Below are 18,070 nucleotides of genomic sequence, written 5' to 3' on the forward strand. Positions count from 1 at the left end.
CTACTTTCTAGCCGCTTATTTTTGAGATTGCTTTTTAGCTTTCTCTAGAAATTGAGCTTTTAAATCTTTGACCTTATCTTTTTTGCGTCCATTCTGTTGTAACTGTTTTTCGTGGAATCTTTCTACTTGCTGCATTCCTTTATAATCTAATTGATACTTTCCCATTGTCTACTCACTTTCTTTGCTGATACTATTAGTTAAATAAAAGATTGCCTACCCTAAGCAACCTTTTAAGCATAACATCATTTTTTTAAATTGCTAGTCTCATTATTTTTATACACCTGGATACTTAATAGTTGATCCATTCATATGCTTCACCCGTGCTGATATTTCTTTATGACGACCCTTAACCATTGGGCGAGCTTGAGGGTTGCCTAAATAACCACAAGTACGTTTGACAACATCGACTGTCTTAGGATCATTATTGCCACAATTAGGACAAGCAAAGCCACGTTCAGTTGGTGTAAAGTCTCCTTCAAACTGACATTGATAACATTTATCAATAGGGGTATTGGTCCCTAGATAACCAACACGATCATACGCATAATCCCAAACAGCTTCTAAAGCTTTAGGATTTTGTTGCAATACTGGGTACTCACAGTAATGAATGAACCCCCCAGATGCTCCGGCTTCTGGATAGACCTTCTCAAAGTCTAACTTTTCAAAAGGTGTTGGATTTTTACGCACATCATAGTGGAATGAATTCGTATAATATTCTTTATCTGTAATATTTTCAAGTATTCCAAATTTTTCAATATCTAAGCGGCAAAAGCGATCTGTCAGGCTTTCTGATGGTGTAGAATAAACAGAGAAATGGTAGCCATAGCTATTTGACCACTCTTCACAAGCTGATTTCATAACTTTAATGATAGCTACAGTAAAATCTTTTGCTTCTGAATTATCTTCCCAGTCCCCACCATAGAAAACAGATGCTACTTCATAAAGACCAATATAGCCTAAGGATACCGTTGCGCGACGGTTTTTGAAAAGTTCATCAACACTATCAGTCTTATTTAGACGTTTGCCAAAAGCACCATATTGATAAAGGATTGGTGCATTTGCAGGGGTTGCTTCCTTAACTCGCTCAACACGATAGACCAAGGCATCTTTACCAATAGTGAGCCTTTCTTTAAAAAGTTCCCAGAATTTTTCCATATCACCATTTGATTCTAGGGCAATCCGTGGTAAATTCAAAGTCACAACACCCAAATTCATACGTCCAGATGTAACATCTTGTCCCTGCTCATCTTTCCATCCTTGAAGGAAGGAACGACAACCCATAGGTGCTTTAAATGATCCTGTCAAGTCAATAATTTTGTCATAAGATAGCATATCAGGATACATGCGTTTTGTAGCACATTCTAAGGCTAGTTGCTTGATATCGTAATTAGGAGAATCTTCTTCTAGATTTAAGCCACGTTTTAAGGTGAAAATTAGTTTTGGGAAAATCGCTGTTCGATGCTCACTCCCTAAACCTTTAATACGTATCTCTAGAATGGCTTTCTGAATCTCTCGCTCAAACCAAGATTCTCCTAAACCAAAACCTAACGATGTAAATGGTGTTTGACCATTAGAAGTAAAGAGAGTGTTAATCTCATATTCCAAAGACTGCATTGCATCATAGATATCTTTTTTAGTTTTTTCAAACGCATATTCTTCACGCTTTTCCGCAACTACCCATTTTTCAGCATCAGCCATGTGTTTCTTGTAATTCAACTCAGCATATGGAGCTAAAAACTCATCAATACGATCTGCTGTACATCCCCCGTACTGACTTGAAGCAACGTTAGCAATGATTTGAGAGATTTGAGCCGTTGCAGTTTGGATAGATTTTGGACTCTCCACTTCGGCATTACCGATTTTGAATCCTTTAGCTAACATCCCTTGAAAATCAATTAAACAGCAATTTGTCATCGGAGTGTAAGGACTATAGTCCAAATCATGATAATGAATGTCTCCTTTTTGATGAGCGTTTGCAACATGGGGAGGTAACATTTTAAGACCAATAGACTTACCCACTATACCAGCTGTTAAATCTCTTTGCGTATTAAAAACATCACTATCTTTGTTAGCATTTTCGTTAACCACCGATTGGTCTTTTTGTAACAGTTTATCAATGGTAAAATTAATATCAGTTGCTTGAGAACGAGCAAAATCACGCTGTGTTCTATAATTAATGTATTCTTTTGCTATAGCATATTCATTTGCTGATAATAATTCATGCTCCACAATATTTTGAATTTCATAAATTTTAACATTCTTAGGGAAACGATCTCTAATTTCAGCTACAACACGTTCTGAAATAGCCTCTAACTTTGCTTCAACCAAGGGGGACATTGGGGTTACTTCCATACTAGCCTTTAACAAAGCACTATAGATTTTAGTTGTGTCAAAAGACACTAAACGACCATCACGTTTTATCACTTTTATATCCGGTTGAACAACTAATGTTTCTTTTTCATGTGTCATCTTGTCATTTCTCCTTACTTGGACTATTATATCACTCCATTCAAAAAAATCAATATGTTGTGTTAATAAATTTTTAATAACACAACATATTGATTTTCAACTTATTTTTGCTGATAAATGTGAAAGCTTGTTATATCAGTTTTAGTGATTAATCGATAGTCTCGCTTAAGCTGTTTCTTTAGCGTTTTTGGTAATGGACAATTCTTATTCACAATAATATATTGAGCTCTATTTTGAAGTAGTTCATCAATCAAGATACGTTTATGCGCCGCCTTCTTAACATTAACAGAGGGAGAGGCAAATTGTGAAGCGGCTTTCCGCTGACTTTCTAAATAGATTTGCGAACTGCTATCCCATACGTAAATTTTATCTGACTTTGCTATGTGTCCCTTGATATAGCTAACAACCTCTTGTCTTCCTTGATTGAGATGATTTTGATAACGATATTGTTGTATCGCCAAAGCAAGAGACAAAGTAATGACAATAAGAGGTAGATAATAGGTTTTTTTGAAATAAAGATTGATAATAGCCAGCAGACCATTTGGCTGTCTTCTTACTCGGCGATGACTACGTATTTTCTGAGACGCATGATAAAGTTGACCAAATGGTGCGGTAATCAAAAATAAGCTAAAAGGTAATAATGGTAAAAGATGATATGGGTAATAATCACCACTTAAACCAGCAATAATAAGATAAATCATAATTGTAGCGAGAAGAGGATACTTAATATAAGCATCTATTTGTTCTTCTTTTCCTTTTATAGAGGAAGCCAAACTATAAAAGAAGCCGATACCCCCTAAAAAACCAAAATAAACCAAAAAAGAAAGAAAAATCGGCAAAGTCCCAACTCTAAAATAAGAAAATTGATACAAAACGGCTTGAGACAAGTACGGGCTTAAAATTTGTAAATTTAAAATAAAATAGCCAACAACATAGAAGACCAAGAGGAGTCCTAATATAATGGCTAATAATTGGTAGAAACCTCTTGCGAAATGTCTTAATCTAGAATTATAGCTTATGATAGCTAAGGTAACTATAAACCAAAAAACTAGTGTCCTAGGTTCTAAGAGCATAGATAGTGCAGCTGCAATTCCAAATAAAATAAAGGCCTCATCCTTGGTTAATCCAGCAAAATATTTTGTCAAAAACCAAAGCGTTACCAAGACAAATGGCATTGCGAATTGAATAGGATAGATACCCCCAAAACCTAGGCTAGCAAGCAAAATAAAATAGAGTATCGTAAAAGCCAATGAAATTTTACGATTTGCTGTTACAAACTGAACCAATTTATAAAAATAAATTCCGGCCATATAGAATGCCACTACTTCCATGAAAACCAACCACCAAGTTGAGCATAAATAATAGCTTAAAGCTATTAAGACAAAGTAAAGCATTCCTCCGGTTGTAAAAATATCACTGTAGGGAATTTGTCCTTTGGTTAACATCATCCCAATGTAAAGGTTTTGGTTTTGTAATGGGTTTGCCCAATGCGTCAATAAAGGATTGGCCACACTAAAAAAAGCTACTAAAAAACTGATTATTAGAATATAAATTTTATGTAAACCTGGAACCTTTGTTTCGTACTTTGTTGTATGAATAGTTGGACCATCATCAACCTGAAAATCCTTTGTAGTTGCAGTAGTATTATCAGTCATTTGACTCACTTATTTTCTCCTTGAAATGTCATACAACAAGTATATCAGATTATAACATTTAGTCAATTTGAAGTTCTAAAGCCATAGCTACCAAGCTATTTTTAGGAAAAATAAAAGACCCAAAGGGCCTATTATCATTCTTCGTCTAAAAAGCTGTTAAAGACTTCTTCAATCATGTCCCATTCAGCGTCAGAATCTTCAGGGATTGGTTGTAAGTCACCTTCAGTTCCATCTTCGTTTTCAGTGAATGAGTAGGCTTGAATTTCAATCTCTCCAGATTCATCCTCTTCAGAACCAGCAGGTACGAGTAGAACATAATTCTTTCCAAATTCTTCTTTTCCATCAATGGTTAATAAAATTTCGAACAATGATTCATTTCCTTGTTCATCAACAAGTGTAATAACTTCATGTTCATGGTCATGATCGTGATTGTGTCCCATTTTTTTCTCCTTAATTAATAGGTTCTATCTAAATAATTTTGCAAAATAAGTTGTGCAGCAAGTTTGTCAATAACTTTTTTGCGCTTGCCCCGACTAATATCTGCTTGTTCAATTAGCATTCGTTCAGCTTCAACAGTTGTCAATCGCTCATCTTGGTAGACAACTGGAATCTTGAATAGTTCTTGTATTTTTTGACCATAGGCTTGGCTTGCTTCCACCCGAGGACCACTGGTATTATTCATATTCTTTGGTAAGCCAACAACAAATTGTGAGACATCATACTGCGCTACCAACTCACTGAGCCGATCAAAGCCAAAAGCTTGGTTGTCTTCATCAATCTTTATAATTTCGAGACCTTGAGCAGTAAACCCAAGTGGGTCACTGATGGCAACACCTACGGTTTTTGAACCAACATCCAAACCCATTATTCTCATTTAACGTCAATCCCATTTCCTTGTAAATAATAGCGGACAAGTTCTTCTACAATTTCATCACGTTCATATTTACGGATTTGATTTCTGGCATCATTATATCTCGGAACATAAGCAGGGTCTCCACTTAACACGTAACCAACGATTTGATTAATTGGATTATAACCTTTTTCCTCTAAAGAATGGTAAACAGCAGTAAGTGTTTCACTAATTTCCTTTTTATCCCCATCGTCTAATTTAAAGCGGACTGTTTCATCTGTAAATCCCATACTTACACCTTCTTTCTAAACTAAGTGCTATGATATATTATAGCTTATTTTTTGATAATTAACAAGAAATCTAGTTATTAGAGCATAAAAAAAGCTCCTAAACAGAGCTTTTTACAGGGCAGCACGCAAACGTGCTTCTGTATTTTCAATATTACGAATAGAGCGTGGCAAGAAAGCCCTAATATCATCTTCTTTATAGCCAACTTGAAGGCGTTTATCATCAATCAAAATAGGACTTTTGAGAATACGAGGATTGTCCTGAATCAAATCAATAACTTCACTAACACTTAATTCTTCAATATCACAGTTTAGTGCCTTTGCATAACGGTTTTTAGATGAGACAATGCTCTCAACACCATTTTCTGTTTTTGAAAGAATTTCCAAAATTTCTTCTTTTGTTAAAGGTTCTTTTCCTAAATTCTGTTCTTTATATGGGAGCTTGTGACCATTTAACCAAGTTTTGGCCTTTTTACAGCTCGTACAACTTGAAATCGTATAAATTTTTATCATGTTGTTCTCACTTTCTATCTCGTGATACGATAATTGTAACATAGATCAAAAACTTGAACATAGGTCTCCGGACCTATTTTTTGTCATTTTTGGCCTTTTCTCCCCTATTTTTTTGTGAATCTTTTCCCATTACTAAGATGTTGTAAGCGCTTTTTTGTTTTTAAACTCTCCTATCTACTAACAGGTTTACCCTTAACTACTCTAAATGTTTTGTTAATTCTATATTCCCTTTACTCTTATCGTGTCTAGAACTTCTCCCCTTCATTCCAGCTTATTGAGAGGACCTTAATCAAGAAGAAGATTCTATTTTCAACAAGTCCATAGCTTCCATATTTTAGAGTTTGTTTTTTAATTACCCCCCTGAGTTGGTCTTGGTAACCTATTTTTATCTAATATTAAGCAAAAAAGACCCTAGGGCCTTTTCCTTAATCTTCAATTTCAATAGCATCATCTAACTCAAGAACGAGCTCATCAGTACTTTGATTCGATGTCGTCTCCATAATGTCTTCTTGCTCTAAGTCATCTTCTAAGAGACCTACTTTCACACGTACCTTATGATCAATTTCTTCAAAGATATCAGGGTGATCGGCCAAGAATTTTTTAGCATTCTCAGAACCTTGTCCGATTTTTTCGCCATTATAAGAGAACCAAGCACCCGCTTTTTGAATAACATCTAAATCTGAAGCAATTTTAATCAACTCACCTGTGCGTGAAATACCTTCTCCATACATAATTTCCACTTCGGCTACCTTAAATGGCGGAGCAACTTTATTTTTAACAACTTTGATTTTAGTTTCTTTCCCTATGTTACTATCTTTTTGTTCACCAGTACCTTTAATTTGTGTATTTCCACGAACATCCAATCGAACAGAAGAGTAGAATTTCAGCGCTCGACCACCAGGCGTTGTTTCTGGATTACCAAACATAACTCCAACTTTTTCACGTAACTGGTTAATAAAAATGGCAATCGTTTTAGTTTTATTGATAGAGGCCGAAAGTTTACGCATGGCTTGACTCATCATCCGAGCCTGCAAACCAACGTGGCTATCCCCAATATCACCATCAATTTCTGCACGTGGCACTAAGGCTGCAACCGAATCCACTACTACCAAATCAACAGCACCAGAGTCAATTAATTTACCTGCAATTTCAAGCCCTTGCTCTCCAGAGTCTGGCTGCGACAGCAGCAACTCATCAATGTTAACACCTAAAGAAGCGGCATACGCAGGATCCAAGGCATGTTCAGCATCAATAAAAGCAGCAATTCCACCTTCTTTTTGAGCCTGAGCAACTGCATGGAGAGCAACAGTTGTTTTACCTGATGATTCTGGCCCATAAATTTCGATAATACGGCCCTTAGGATAGCCACCCGCTCCTAAAGCAATGTCCAAAGCAAGGCTTCCAGAGCTCATAACTTGTACCTTTTGCTCTGCCCTTTCTCCGAGACGCATAACTGCACCTTTTCCGAAGTCTTTCTCAATATTTTTTAAAGCATCATCTAAAGCTTTACGACGATCATCGCCAAATTTTTTGGTAATTTCTTCTGTTTTCTTCACTTTTTTTGCCAATTCATTCTCCTCTTCACGGGAAAACCTTAAAAACGACTCCACAAACGGTCATTTTTATTATTTCCACACTTAATATATTGTATCAAATTTCAACTTTTTAATAAAGTTTTTCGGACCAAATTAAAAGCATGTAGCGTTGCTATATAACGAATATCAGAACGGCTTCGTTCACCAACTATTATTTGAATAGAATCTGTTTTCTCCTCTGTCGAAATACCAATAAAAACAGTCCCCGCCGGATGGCCCTCTAAGGAATCTGGTCCTGCAACACCGGTCAAACTAATTCCTATATCCGACTCAGTTAACAAGCGTGCTTTCTCGGCCATTGCTTGGGCTGTATAGTGGCTAACCACTCCATTAGCTTGTAAGTCAGATAGGGGAATATTCAACATCCTCGACTTTTCTAACATACTGTATGTCACAAAACCACCTGAGAAAAATTCAGATATCCCAGCAAAATTAGCCAAGGTCGCCTGAAAAAGTCCAGCTGTTAAACTCTCAGCTGCAGTAAGTTTTTTCTTTTTTTTCTTGAGTAACTCGACAACTTCCTTTGATAAACTATTGTCTTCACCATAGCCATAAAAAAACTGACTTAAAGGAATACCTTCCATCGATAGTGTGGCTAAGATAGCTTTCTCAAGTGCGTCAAGCTTTTGATCAGCCTCTATCGTTCCGGAAGCCTTAGTTGATAGACGGAGAGTTACTTCACCTATCTTGGCATATGGCGCAATTGTGGGATCCGTCTGCTCAGAGATGATATTCCCTAGAACAGTGACTAGTTGACTTTCGCCAATACCAAAAAAACGTAATACGCGCGAATAAAGTTTTGTCTGAGTCACAGTCAGTATAGGCAACAACTGTTGATTTACCATTGGTATTAATTCAGAAGGTGGTCCGGGTAGAACAACATAAGAAACACCGTTACTTTCCACTAATCCTCCGACTGCTAGCCCCGTAATATTTTGAATAGGAATTGAACCCTCAATCAACTGTGCCTGCCTCTCATTATTAGCAGTTCGTGAACTTTGTGATCGGGAAGCAAAAAAGCTATCCAATTTATCTCTAGCTTCTTCGTCAAAAATCAAATCACGGTCCAAGAAACTTGCTAAGGTTTGCTTCGTTAAATCATCGTCAGTTGGTCCAAGTCCACCACACAAAATAACAAGATCGCTACGTTTACTAGCAAGGGAAAGAACTTCTAGCAATCGTGCTTTGTTATCACCAACAGCTGTTTGAAAAAAAACATCAACTCCTATCTCTGCCATTTTTTCTGATAAAAACTGAGCATTGGTATTGAGAATTTGACCAGTTAAGATTTCTGTACCTACTGTAACAATCTCCGCCTTCATTTAGTCACCTACTTATCTATTCGATATTTTCCTTCATTTTATCAAAAAAACTCCTAGCATTCTATGTACTGACCCCCAAAAGTTAGACATTATATTTTAAGTAAAGGATTTAGTGCTGTATTGTAAAAGAAAAACCGTTAATCATAACGGTTCTACTTATAAGCGCAATTCTCCTCATGATCATTAACCATTCCTGAAGCCTGCATAAAAGAATAGACGGTTGTCGGCCCAAGAAATTTAAAACCATGTTTTTTCAAAGTCTTAGCTAAGCTGATTGATAAACTTGTCTGAGCAGGAGCAGGATGGTCTTTATTGACAAGGTTGTCAACGGGTTTATGATTAACAAATTCCCACAGAAAATTAGAAAACGAACCATAGTCTTCTTGAATTTTCTGAACTGCTTTTGCGTTGTTGACAGTAGCTTCCAGCTTTAACCTATGGCGGATAATGGACGGATTCTGCAAAGCGTCAGCCATCTCTTTTGAGCTGAAGAGAGCCACTTTTTTAATATCATAGTTGTAAAAAACCTTGTTAAAAGCAGAGCGTTTCCTTAAAACCGTCAACCAAGATAGACCTGACTGATAACTTTCCAAACACAGCAACTCGAATAATTTTTGATCATCATAAATCGGCCTCCCCCATTCTTTATCATGATAATCGCAATATAGTGTGTTAGCTACAGGAACCCAGTGGCATCGTTGAACCATAAACTACCCCTTCATTAACATCTTCAAAGCTGACTTGATATATTGCTCAGCCGTTTCATCTGTACCTTCAAAGAAAGCCTTAATCTTCTTCAATTCTGTTGCTTTATAGCCTAGCGCCAAGAGGGCCTCGATAGCCTCATCAAGCTGTTGATTACTATTTCGTTTAGCTTGGCTCTGCTGCTGACTAGGCTCTGAACTATCCACAAATTTACCAGCAAGATCAAGAATCATTTGCTGTGCCGTCTTTTTACCAATTTTAGGAAACTTCATTAAATACTTAATATCGCTATTATCAATGGCTGTAACCAAGCCTTGGTTATCATCTACAGCAACAATGGCTAAAGCAGTCATCGGACCAATACCTGAAACAGAAATAAGTTTTAAAAAAATATCCTTTTCATCATCCGTATGAAAGCCAAACAAAACATGAGCGTCTTCTCTAATCACTTGGTGTAGATAAATAGTTACATTTTGGTTGACACTATCTGTAAAGCTATAAGGATTAGCCACATAAATAATATAACCTAAACCATTTGCCTCTACAACAATATATTTAGCAGTAATTTTTTTCAATTTTCCTTTAATATAGTCAAACATATTAAACCTTTTCCTTCTGTTTCGCAGCTAAAATGATGAGGTACAGACCCACTATCGCAATAAGTAAAAAAGAGACTTGAACACCAATGAGCCCAGTGAAATGGCTGAGTGATACTATTAGACCTGCTAATACTGCTCCCAAAGGTTGCGTCATAGAAATAAATCCTGTGTAGGATCCAATTTTTGATTGATCCATCATTTCTGCTCTTAGCACCTGATTCGCCGGAACATTTATCATTTCACCTATAGTAAAGATAATAACTGCAATGATAATACCTGTAAAGTGATTAAATGAAAAAGCCAAAAACATTCCAACCGTAAAAATACCTGAACCTAAAATCAACTGCTGCAATAACGGCCACCTTTCAGTCAATTTATTCGATAATGTCATCAGAGTTACAATCAAAATCGTGTTAGTGAAAACCATGATAGACAACATCTTAGCGCCCGTAATCTGAAACCCAAAAACTCTTGTTTCCTGAAAGGCAAGCTTTAAATGAACAGGTACAAAATTATCCATTTGTAACCAAATACTTGAAAAGAGAATCGATCCTAAAGTGAAAATAAGAAAGGGCTTGTCTTTGAAGACTTCTTTGTAGTTTCGGAAGGTCCCACCAAGGCCTCGATTATGGACAAAGGAATGATCCTCTGGCTTGGTTTCATCGAAATAGAAATAAGCAATTAGGAAACAAAGAATGTTAACGAGAAAAAGGGCGATCAATAAGTCAAGAAAATAATGATCGTAGAATAAGCCTGACAAACCTGCACCAAGCATAACAGCAATATTAATAAACCAATAATTAATAGTATAAACAAATTTCCGATTATTCAAATCAGTTAAATCAATCAGCATAGCTTCATACGCTGGAGCATAAAAACTAGACGCAAGTTCTACTAGTAGGATGCCGAGGAACATCAAATCTGGCATAACATGGTTGGGCACGTTCGCTACAATCGTTAAAAGCCAACCAATGGTCGTTCCAATAGAACCATAAATAACTACCTTTTTGCGTCCAATTGCATCAGACAAATGGCCTCCATATAAACTTCCTAGAAGACCAGCAAAACTAGTCACGATCATCAAAAATCCCGTCCACAGTGTGCCAAAATAAGTAGTGTAGTACATGGCCATAAATGGAAAGATACTACTTCCAAGAGTAATCGTTACAAACCGAACCAGTTGCCTAATTTGGATTTGTCTAGATAAATTAAAAAATTCCTTCATAAATTTCTTCCTAATATTTTCCTAAATCTCTCAAACTAGTATGATTTTCTTGAATACGACGGAACATTTTTTCCATATCTGATTTACTAAAGTGAATCAAAACTGGACGCCCATGTGGACAGTTATAAGGATTCTTACACTGTGCCAATTGTAATAACAACTGTCTCGCAGAATAATCATCCAAAGTATGATTAGCTTTGATCGATTTTTTACAGCTCATCATAATAGCCAGTTCAGCACGATAGTTCTTAATGGAGACCTCCTGAGTCAAAAGTAACATATCACACATCTCATAAATCCCAGCTTCGATCTCACTTTCTTTCATCCAAATAGGGTGCTCCCGCAAAATAAAGGTATTCTGACCGTATGGCTCTAGGTAGATCCCCACATCATTTAAAAGAGACATCTTTTCTTGCAAAGTCAAAAAATCAGAGCCAGAAAATTCAAACAAATAGGGTACAAGCAGTTGCTGTAAACTACTGTCAACTTGTCCAATTTTCTCACGATAATATTCATACTTAACCCGTTCTTGAGCTGCATGTTGATCAATAATGAAAAGCCCATCTACTCCTTGAGCAAAGAGATAAGTACCGTGCATTTGTCCAAAATAGTCTAATTCTGGAAATACTGACGCTTCCTCATTTTCCAAACGTTCCACAACTTGTTCCAACTTGTGCTTATTTTTAAAAGTCAAATCAGAATGGTCTCCGGTTAGCTCTTCTATCTCTGGGCGACTAGCATGCTTAACAGCAGGCGATGATGCTTCAACTGGCGCCTCTTTCGCTAAGTTGACAGATTTGTCAAGCTCAGATCGGTCAGAATAAAGCGGAGTCTTAGCTTCGCTAACGTCATTCTTTTCGACAAAAAAATCATTTTCATACGGATCATAGTAAAGTTTACGACTCTGTAAAGGCAGGCGTGTCTGCTCTATTTTTGGCAAAGATCGGGTGCTTGATTTTGCCAGGTTTTCCAAGGCATCAGGAATTAAATCTTGGGATTTTAAACTTTCTGCAATAGCAGTACTAATCAAAGCCATTAATTCTCTTTCCTTAGAGATACGGACTTCTTGTTTTGTCGGGTGGACATTGACATCGGCAAGATAAGGGTCAATTTGAATATCAATAACCACAATCGGAAAACGCCCCACCATTAATTTGGAACCATAGCCATCTAAAATCGCGCGGTTAAGCAAAAAATTTTTGATATAGCGACCATTAATTAAAATGGTAATATAATTTCGATTTGCCCGAGTCAGCTCTGGTAAACTAACATACCCGCTGACGTCAAAGTCTAAATCCGCATTTGCTATTTCTATCATTTTTTTAGCGGTTTTTAGGCCGTAAATACCTGCAATAGCTTGTTTCAATTGACCACTTCCAGAGGTTCTAGTCATTTCTCGCCCGTCAGATATGAGAGTAAAGGCTATTTCAGGATGTCCTAAACTTAAACGATTAATAACATCAACAATATGAGCCAATTCTGATTGGAGGCTCTTCATGTATTTTAGACGCGCTGGTGTATTATAAAAAAGGTTTTCAACTCTTATTCGAGTTCCTACAGGCATCGAAATAGTTTCTTGCCCTTCAATCTTACCACCACGCATGAAAAGTTGGCTGCCATACTCAGATTCTTCTGTGGCTGAGGCAATGGTCAGTTCACTAATAGAAGCAATTGAGGGTAATGCCTCTCCTCTAAAACCAAGTGTTCTAATGCGAAAAAGATCACCTTGATTTTTTATTTTACTGGTGGCATGACGAAGGATACTCATCGGTAAGTCTTGCTCTGACATGCCTTCACCATTATCAGTGATTGTTATCGATTTTAAGCCTGATTCTTCAATATCAATGGTAATCTGACTACTTTTCGCATCAATGGCATTCTCTACCAATTCTTTAACGACACTTGCTGGACGCTCAATAACTTCCCCAGCTGCAATCTGATTGGCGAGAATTTCTGGTAATTCAATAATTTTAGTCATTCATTTGTCCTCGCATTCTTATGGACTATTATAACATAAAAGAAAAAGCACATTTGTGCTTTCTTTACTTATGGTAAATGATGAGTCCAGCCTCCGTATCCTCTGCCATAATAGGTAGTTTAAGATATTTGATTCCCAATAGATAACAATAATAAAAATCCCCAACACAACCTCCAGCATGTAGTGCAGCAAGCATAATGTATAAAAATGGCGATAATATTTCTAAGTAATATAGAAGAGTTAATCCAGAAGTAATAAAAATAAACGGAGCCATACTAATCCAAATCATCTGCATTCGCGAATAACAACTATTTGGAGAGATGCAATAAACCACCATATTTTTAGGGTTAACACCGAATTTTATTTTTCCTTCTGGCTGAAAAAACTTAAAGAAAATTCCATGTATTCCTTCATGTACTACTAGGAGGAAAATGATTAAACCAGTCGTTAAGAGAAGAGACGCAAAATTAAAGTCAATACTACCACTTCGAAAAGATTTGATTACATCTGCTATACGGGTAAAAAAGTATAGAAAGCACAAGAATAGCAAAATGGAAAAGAGATTTAAAACTATAAGCAGTCTCTTATTACTAGTCACGTTTACTTCTTCTAAGATTTTCATTTATCCTCTCCGTTTAGGGAAACTATCCTTCTTTTCTCTATCTTAGCATATCTTTCTTAGATTGGAAAATAGTCTTTGAACAAAATGTTGTTGATGCGTTTACTAATACTGTTAACAGCTTTATCTTACCTTGCTTTACCTTAGTAGCTGACAAAATTGACAGTCTATATTTCCAAAATTTTATCACAGAACAATAACTAGAAATACCTTTTTAAAGAGTATGGAACGCTCCTTATTCACACTATACATTTTGTTTAAAATATGTATCACAACCATATCAACTACAAGAATGCAACAACATGGTTCCAGTGTATTAGTGATAGTATCCAAGTCCAGCTATGTAACGTTATAGAATGGTTATATAGCTTGCCTCCTCTATTTTTTATAAAGGAGGTTCTCATACTAAGTTAACCTGCTTTTCTTAATCAAATCATTTAAACCATTCGTTTCCTTTATTTTTACCTTTAAATTAACCCATTATCAGTTTTCAGACGTCATAGAGAGTTAAGAGAGTATCTTATAACTTACCAATATCCTAATCCAGCTGAACTATTTAGAAATTAAAAAAGTAGTGTTTGTTAAGGTCAAATGGTTAAATCAATGAGTTTCAAAATAAGATTACGACATGCCATTTTTCTAAAAGGCTATGTCACAGCAAGTTAATTTTACCTAAAAATTAATATTAATATTATCAAAAAGTCATTTTTAACACATATAATAATTTTTTAATTAATAAAAAATCAAGGATTTTACTTAATTTAAAATTTTTGAACTTTTTTTGTAGGTGTTTATATGCTGTTTTTTATTAAAATAATTATTTTAAAATTAGATTATAATTATTTTTTATCATGGTAGATCCTTTTGTTAAGGAGTTTACGAAATTAATTATATTATAATATTTCTATCTATTTATTTGATTGGTTACCAAAAAATAAATTTACTAAATTCTTCATTTTCAAAAATAATGGTTTTCAAAAAATATTAGAATTAGAGTATACTACTTAAGTTGGAAAAAAATGGAAAATGGGAGAATAAATGAAAATGATAAATCGTAAGTATAAACTAAGGAAACTGTCGATTGGACTCGTTTCAGTAGGAACTGTATTTATGACAACAGCAGTAGCAGCGCAAGAGAGTGTTAATAGTAACAGTACTGACTCAGCTCAAATAACTGCGAGCAACACTATTGATACGCCTAACAACTCTTTAAATAACGATTCTGCAGAAGTAAGTAAGACAGAAAATAACGTGACCTCATCTTCTTTAGAAACTACGGAAAAAGCAAAAGAAAATTTAGACGAGCCTCAACCCCTCACCTCTACTCAATCCAACTCGAACAACACTGTAACTTCAAATACAGAATCATCAGAAACAACGTCACCCCAAGGCGCTACGAACGATGTGGAAAAGGTAGACGTGACATCTGAAACCATTGAGGTTGCTACCTATAAGGTAGATAATGAGCAATCAGATCTTACAGTTACCGATGGTGAGGGCACTGATAAACTTATCAAAAACCGCGACGGTAAAAATCGTGACATTTTTAATATTCATCGCGAAGTAATCGACAATCAAGATGGTACTCTTAACGTTACATTAAGCCTTAATCCCAAAGAAATCGATAAAGGGGCAGAAGTGATTGTTCTTTTAGATACTTCACAAAAGATGACCCAGGAAGATTTTAAAACTGCTAAAGAAAATATCACAAAATTGGTTAATACTTTGACCGATAAATCCCACCCCCACAATGCTCGCAACTCAATACGTCTAATTAATTTTTACCGTAAAGTTAATGATCCGATTGAACTAACAACAGAAAATGTCAATAATACCCTTGACCAAGTTTGGAAAAACGCCAAAGAGGATTATGACTGGGGAGTTGATCTACAAGGAGCTATTCATAAAGCCAGAGAAATATTTAACAAAGAAAAACAATCTGGTAAACGTCAACATATTGTCCTATTTTCTCAAGGAGAAGCGACTTTTAGCTATGATATCAAGAATAAAAGCGATGATAAGCATGTGAAGCAAAACAGAGTAAATGAAAAAATTACAACTTCTAACCCTCTTTTTCCTTGGCTTCCTGTCTTTAACCATACTAATCAAAATGCAGATATGATTAAGGACCTTAAACAATTTGCAACATTGGCTAAGGAATTAGGTGTAAACGGACTATCTGACATTGATACCTTACTTAATACTGCTGGCATTGGAAGCGTTCTGTTAGGAAACGTACTGGGAGGAGGCAGTTTAACAGAATACCTTACACTTAAAGAATATGATTCTAAAGCATTAAATGAGAATCAATTTGATTATAAAACACGCATCGGTGAAGGCTACTATCATCATAGCTTTTCTGAGAGAAAAACTAAAGATATGCCCTACAAAAACAGCCTTCCAGGCCATCTCGATAAATTTTTCAAAAAAGATAATGAAAGTGCAAAAACTTGGTTTGAAAGCATTTTGGATGCAGTTTCATTAACCGATTATTATAATCAAGCCAAAAAAGATGCCCTCTTGAAGGTTTTAGAATATCTCTTCTACAAGCGTGAGTATATCTATTATAATCATAACCTTTCTGCTCAAGCTGAAGCTAAACTGGCAAGAGATGAAGGTATCACTTTCTATTCCTTTGATGTCACCGATCCTAACCGTGTTACCAACCAACATGAAACCGATAACCATAGTGAAGCATATGCTAAATATTTAAATACAAAAGCAAAAGAAGCAAAGGAGACTTCGGAAAAACGTAACAAGAAATTTGATAGTTACTTGAAGTCAATGTCTGAAAACAAAGATTTTTTGAAAGATGTTAATAATCCAGATAAATTCAAAGATATACTGAAAAACATTACAATCAAAGACGAATTTACAGATAAGGTTAATGTTGAAAAAGAGTCTTGGCAATTCCATTCGCTCACTGGCAATAGTAAACCCAAAAACACTGTTGAACACAAGTCTGCTAATCCTGGTGGTTGGTTCTCTAGCTCAACAAAAGAAAGCCTCACTTGGACCATTTCTAGAGATGAGCTGAAGAAAGCTTTTGAGGAAAATCAACCATTAATGCTGACTTATAAGTTGAAAATTGATAAAGAAAAATTTAAAGGCAATATTCGGAAAAAACGTGACCTCTCTTTACTGAATAGTAAAGAAGCTCGTAGTGAAAAAATTATATCCAACACTATTTCTTATACCATCAATGATCAAAAAGCTAACAAGCAAAAACTTGATGATGTTACTCTGACCTATTCTAAAGAAAAGCTTGTTAAGAAAATTGTTAATGAAACCAAACATGAAATCTTGACATTTAAGACTCAAGAGTTCCTTGACAATACGCTTCCACAGGGGCAAAAGGTCCTTGTTACAAAAGGTGAAAATGGTTCAATCACATCAGAATTTCAAAATACGTACCTTGGTGACAAATTGATAGATAGCAAGCTTCTGCTAAAAATCACTAAGAACCCTCGTCACGAAGTCATTAAAATTGGAACTAAGGTTGAAACACCAGCAAGTGAAGACCTAAATAATCAAAGTGTTCCTATTGTCATTACAGATCATACGCAACCAGATACAATTGAACAGCCTAGTTATACAACAACTACTGAAGATTTGGCCACTGAACGTGATCATTTAATTGTCGGTAGCCAAAGTGACCTTTTAGATAGTATAGAAGATACTCAAGTGGGTATGTCTGGATCAAATGAAGAGACAGTTATCGAAGAAGATACACATCCTAACCTTATCCTTCACTTCGATAATGAAGATCCTAATAGTGAGGCCGAGCTTCCACAGGATTCTACCGGTGAAAAAGATAATAATGAAGATTCCCAAATATCTATGTTAGAAGAAAATGAAAAAGTTAACCATCTTCTTCAGATCACAGATAAAACAACTGACCAGGTTCCTCCAATACTTACTGCTACAAGTGACAACCAACTTCCTCAAACTGGAGATAAGGAAAATAGCTGTGAAGCCTTCTTTACTATGACAGCATTAGCAATCATTGGAGCAGCAGGTCTTCTAAACAAAAAACGTCACGACAAATACCTTGACTAAAAGATAATAATGTAAGGAAAATTGCAGATATCTAACCGTCAAGTCATCCTGAATAGTCACTATCGTATACAGTAGATAATAAAAGATTCATGAGGAAATATGGTATTTACACTCTCTGAAGTCCTACCTGGCAGGGCTAAGTCCTTATAATCTTTACCCTCCCGTCAATACAGGAGGGTTTTCTTATCGTCGAA

The 18,070-nt window shown here is 35.8% G+C and carries 15 protein-coding genes; 1 reads left to right on the forward strand and 14 read right to left on the reverse strand.

The window, feature by feature from the left end; translation table 11 throughout:
• Window positions 1-15 precede the first annotated feature (15 nt).
• The 14 genes from FGK96_RS10505 to FGK96_RS10140 form a co-directional block, all read right to left on the reverse strand.
• Window positions 16-165, reverse strand: coding sequence for a hypothetical protein (locus FGK96_RS10505; RefSeq protein WP_172601622.1), 150 nt, complete (start codon window positions 163-165; stop codon window positions 16-18).
• A gap of 108 nt (window positions 166-273) precedes the next feature.
• On the reverse strand, window positions 274-2,469 hold the full coding sequence (nrdD, locus tag FGK96_RS10080; protein ID WP_138083408.1) for an anaerobic ribonucleoside-triphosphate reductase: 2,196 nt from the start codon (window positions 2,467-2,469) through the stop codon (window positions 274-276).
• Between the two features lie 101 nt (window positions 2,470-2,570).
• Window positions 2,571-4,133 carry a DUF2079 domain-containing protein gene (locus FGK96_RS10085; protein WP_138083409.1) on the reverse strand — a complete coding sequence of 521 codons (1,563 nt, stop codon included), beginning with the start codon at window positions 4,131-4,133 and terminating at the stop codon, window positions 2,571-2,573.
• Window positions 4,134-4,258: 125 nt separating this feature from the next.
• The gene (locus FGK96_RS10090; protein ID WP_138083410.1) at window positions 4,259-4,564 is read right to left on the reverse strand and encodes a DUF1292 domain-containing protein; all 306 of its coding nucleotides are present in this window, start codon (window positions 4,562-4,564) and stop codon (window positions 4,259-4,261) included.
• Between the two features lie 14 nt (window positions 4,565-4,578).
• On the reverse strand, window positions 4,579-4,998 hold the full coding sequence (gene ruvX, locus FGK96_RS10095) for a Holliday junction resolvase RuvX (RefSeq protein WP_003084867.1): 420 nt from the start codon (window positions 4,996-4,998) through the stop codon (window positions 4,579-4,581).
• Window positions 4,995-5,264 carry an IreB family regulatory phosphoprotein gene (locus FGK96_RS10100; protein ID WP_003083367.1) on the reverse strand — a complete coding sequence of 90 codons (270 nt, stop codon included), beginning with the start codon at window positions 5,262-5,264 and terminating at the stop codon, window positions 4,995-4,997. The genes ruvX and FGK96_RS10100 overlap by 4 nt, the downstream gene beginning before the upstream one ends.
• A 111-nt stretch (window positions 5,265-5,375) precedes the next feature.
• Entirely contained in the window at window positions 5,376-5,774 is a 399-nt protein-coding gene (gene spx, locus FGK96_RS10105) for a transcriptional regulator Spx (protein WP_138083411.1), read from the reverse strand.
• A gap of 425 nt (window positions 5,775-6,199) precedes the next feature.
• On the reverse strand, window positions 6,200-7,342 hold the full coding sequence (recA, locus tag FGK96_RS10110; protein WP_138083412.1) for a recombinase RecA: 1,143 nt from the start codon (window positions 7,340-7,342) through the stop codon (window positions 6,200-6,202).
• 89 nt (window positions 7,343-7,431) lie between these two features.
• Window positions 7,432-8,691 (reverse strand): competence/damage-inducible protein A, encoded by a 1,260-nt coding sequence (locus FGK96_RS10115; protein WP_138083413.1) that lies wholly within the window; start codon window positions 8,689-8,691, stop codon window positions 7,432-7,434.
• Window positions 8,692-8,843: 152 nt separating this feature from the next.
• Window positions 8,844-9,398 (reverse strand): DNA-3-methyladenine glycosylase I, encoded by a 555-nt coding sequence (locus FGK96_RS10120; protein WP_138083414.1) that lies wholly within the window; start codon window positions 9,396-9,398, stop codon window positions 8,844-8,846.
• Window positions 9,399-9,401: 3 nt separating this feature from the next.
• On the reverse strand, window positions 9,402-9,995 hold the full coding sequence (ruvA, locus tag FGK96_RS10125) for a Holliday junction branch migration protein RuvA (RefSeq protein WP_138083415.1): 594 nt from the start codon (window positions 9,993-9,995) through the stop codon (window positions 9,402-9,404).
• A 1-nt stretch (window position 9,996) separates the two neighbouring features.
• Window positions 9,997-11,220, reverse strand: a complete 1,224-nt coding sequence (locus FGK96_RS10130) for an MDR family MFS transporter (RefSeq protein WP_138083416.1) — start codon at window positions 11,218-11,220, stop codon at window positions 9,997-9,999.
• Window positions 11,221-11,230: 10 nt separating this feature from the next.
• Window positions 11,231-13,198: a DNA mismatch repair endonuclease MutL gene (gene mutL / locus FGK96_RS10135; RefSeq protein ID WP_138083417.1), complete on the reverse strand. Its 1,968-nt coding sequence runs from the start codon at window positions 13,196-13,198 to the stop codon at window positions 11,231-11,233.
• Window positions 13,199-13,262: 64 nt separating this feature from the next.
• Complete coding sequence (locus tag FGK96_RS10140; protein WP_138083418.1) at window positions 13,263-13,820, reverse strand: DUF3267 domain-containing protein; 558 nt, start codon at window positions 13,818-13,820, stop codon at window positions 13,263-13,265.
• A gap of 1,035 nt (window positions 13,821-14,855) precedes the next feature.
• On the opposite strand from FGK96_RS10140, the gene FGK96_RS10145 reads away from it, so the two are divergent.
• A complete protein-coding gene (locus FGK96_RS10145; protein ID WP_172601623.1) occupies window positions 14,856-17,876 on the forward strand; it encodes a serum opacification factor in 3,021 nt (1,006 codons plus the stop codon).
• The last annotated feature ends 194 nt before the right edge of the window (window positions 17,877-18,070 follow it).

Source organism: Streptococcus porcinus (genome assembly GCF_901542335.1).
Taxonomy (GTDB): Bacteria; Bacillota; Bacilli; order Lactobacillales; family Streptococcaceae; genus Streptococcus; species Streptococcus porcinus_A.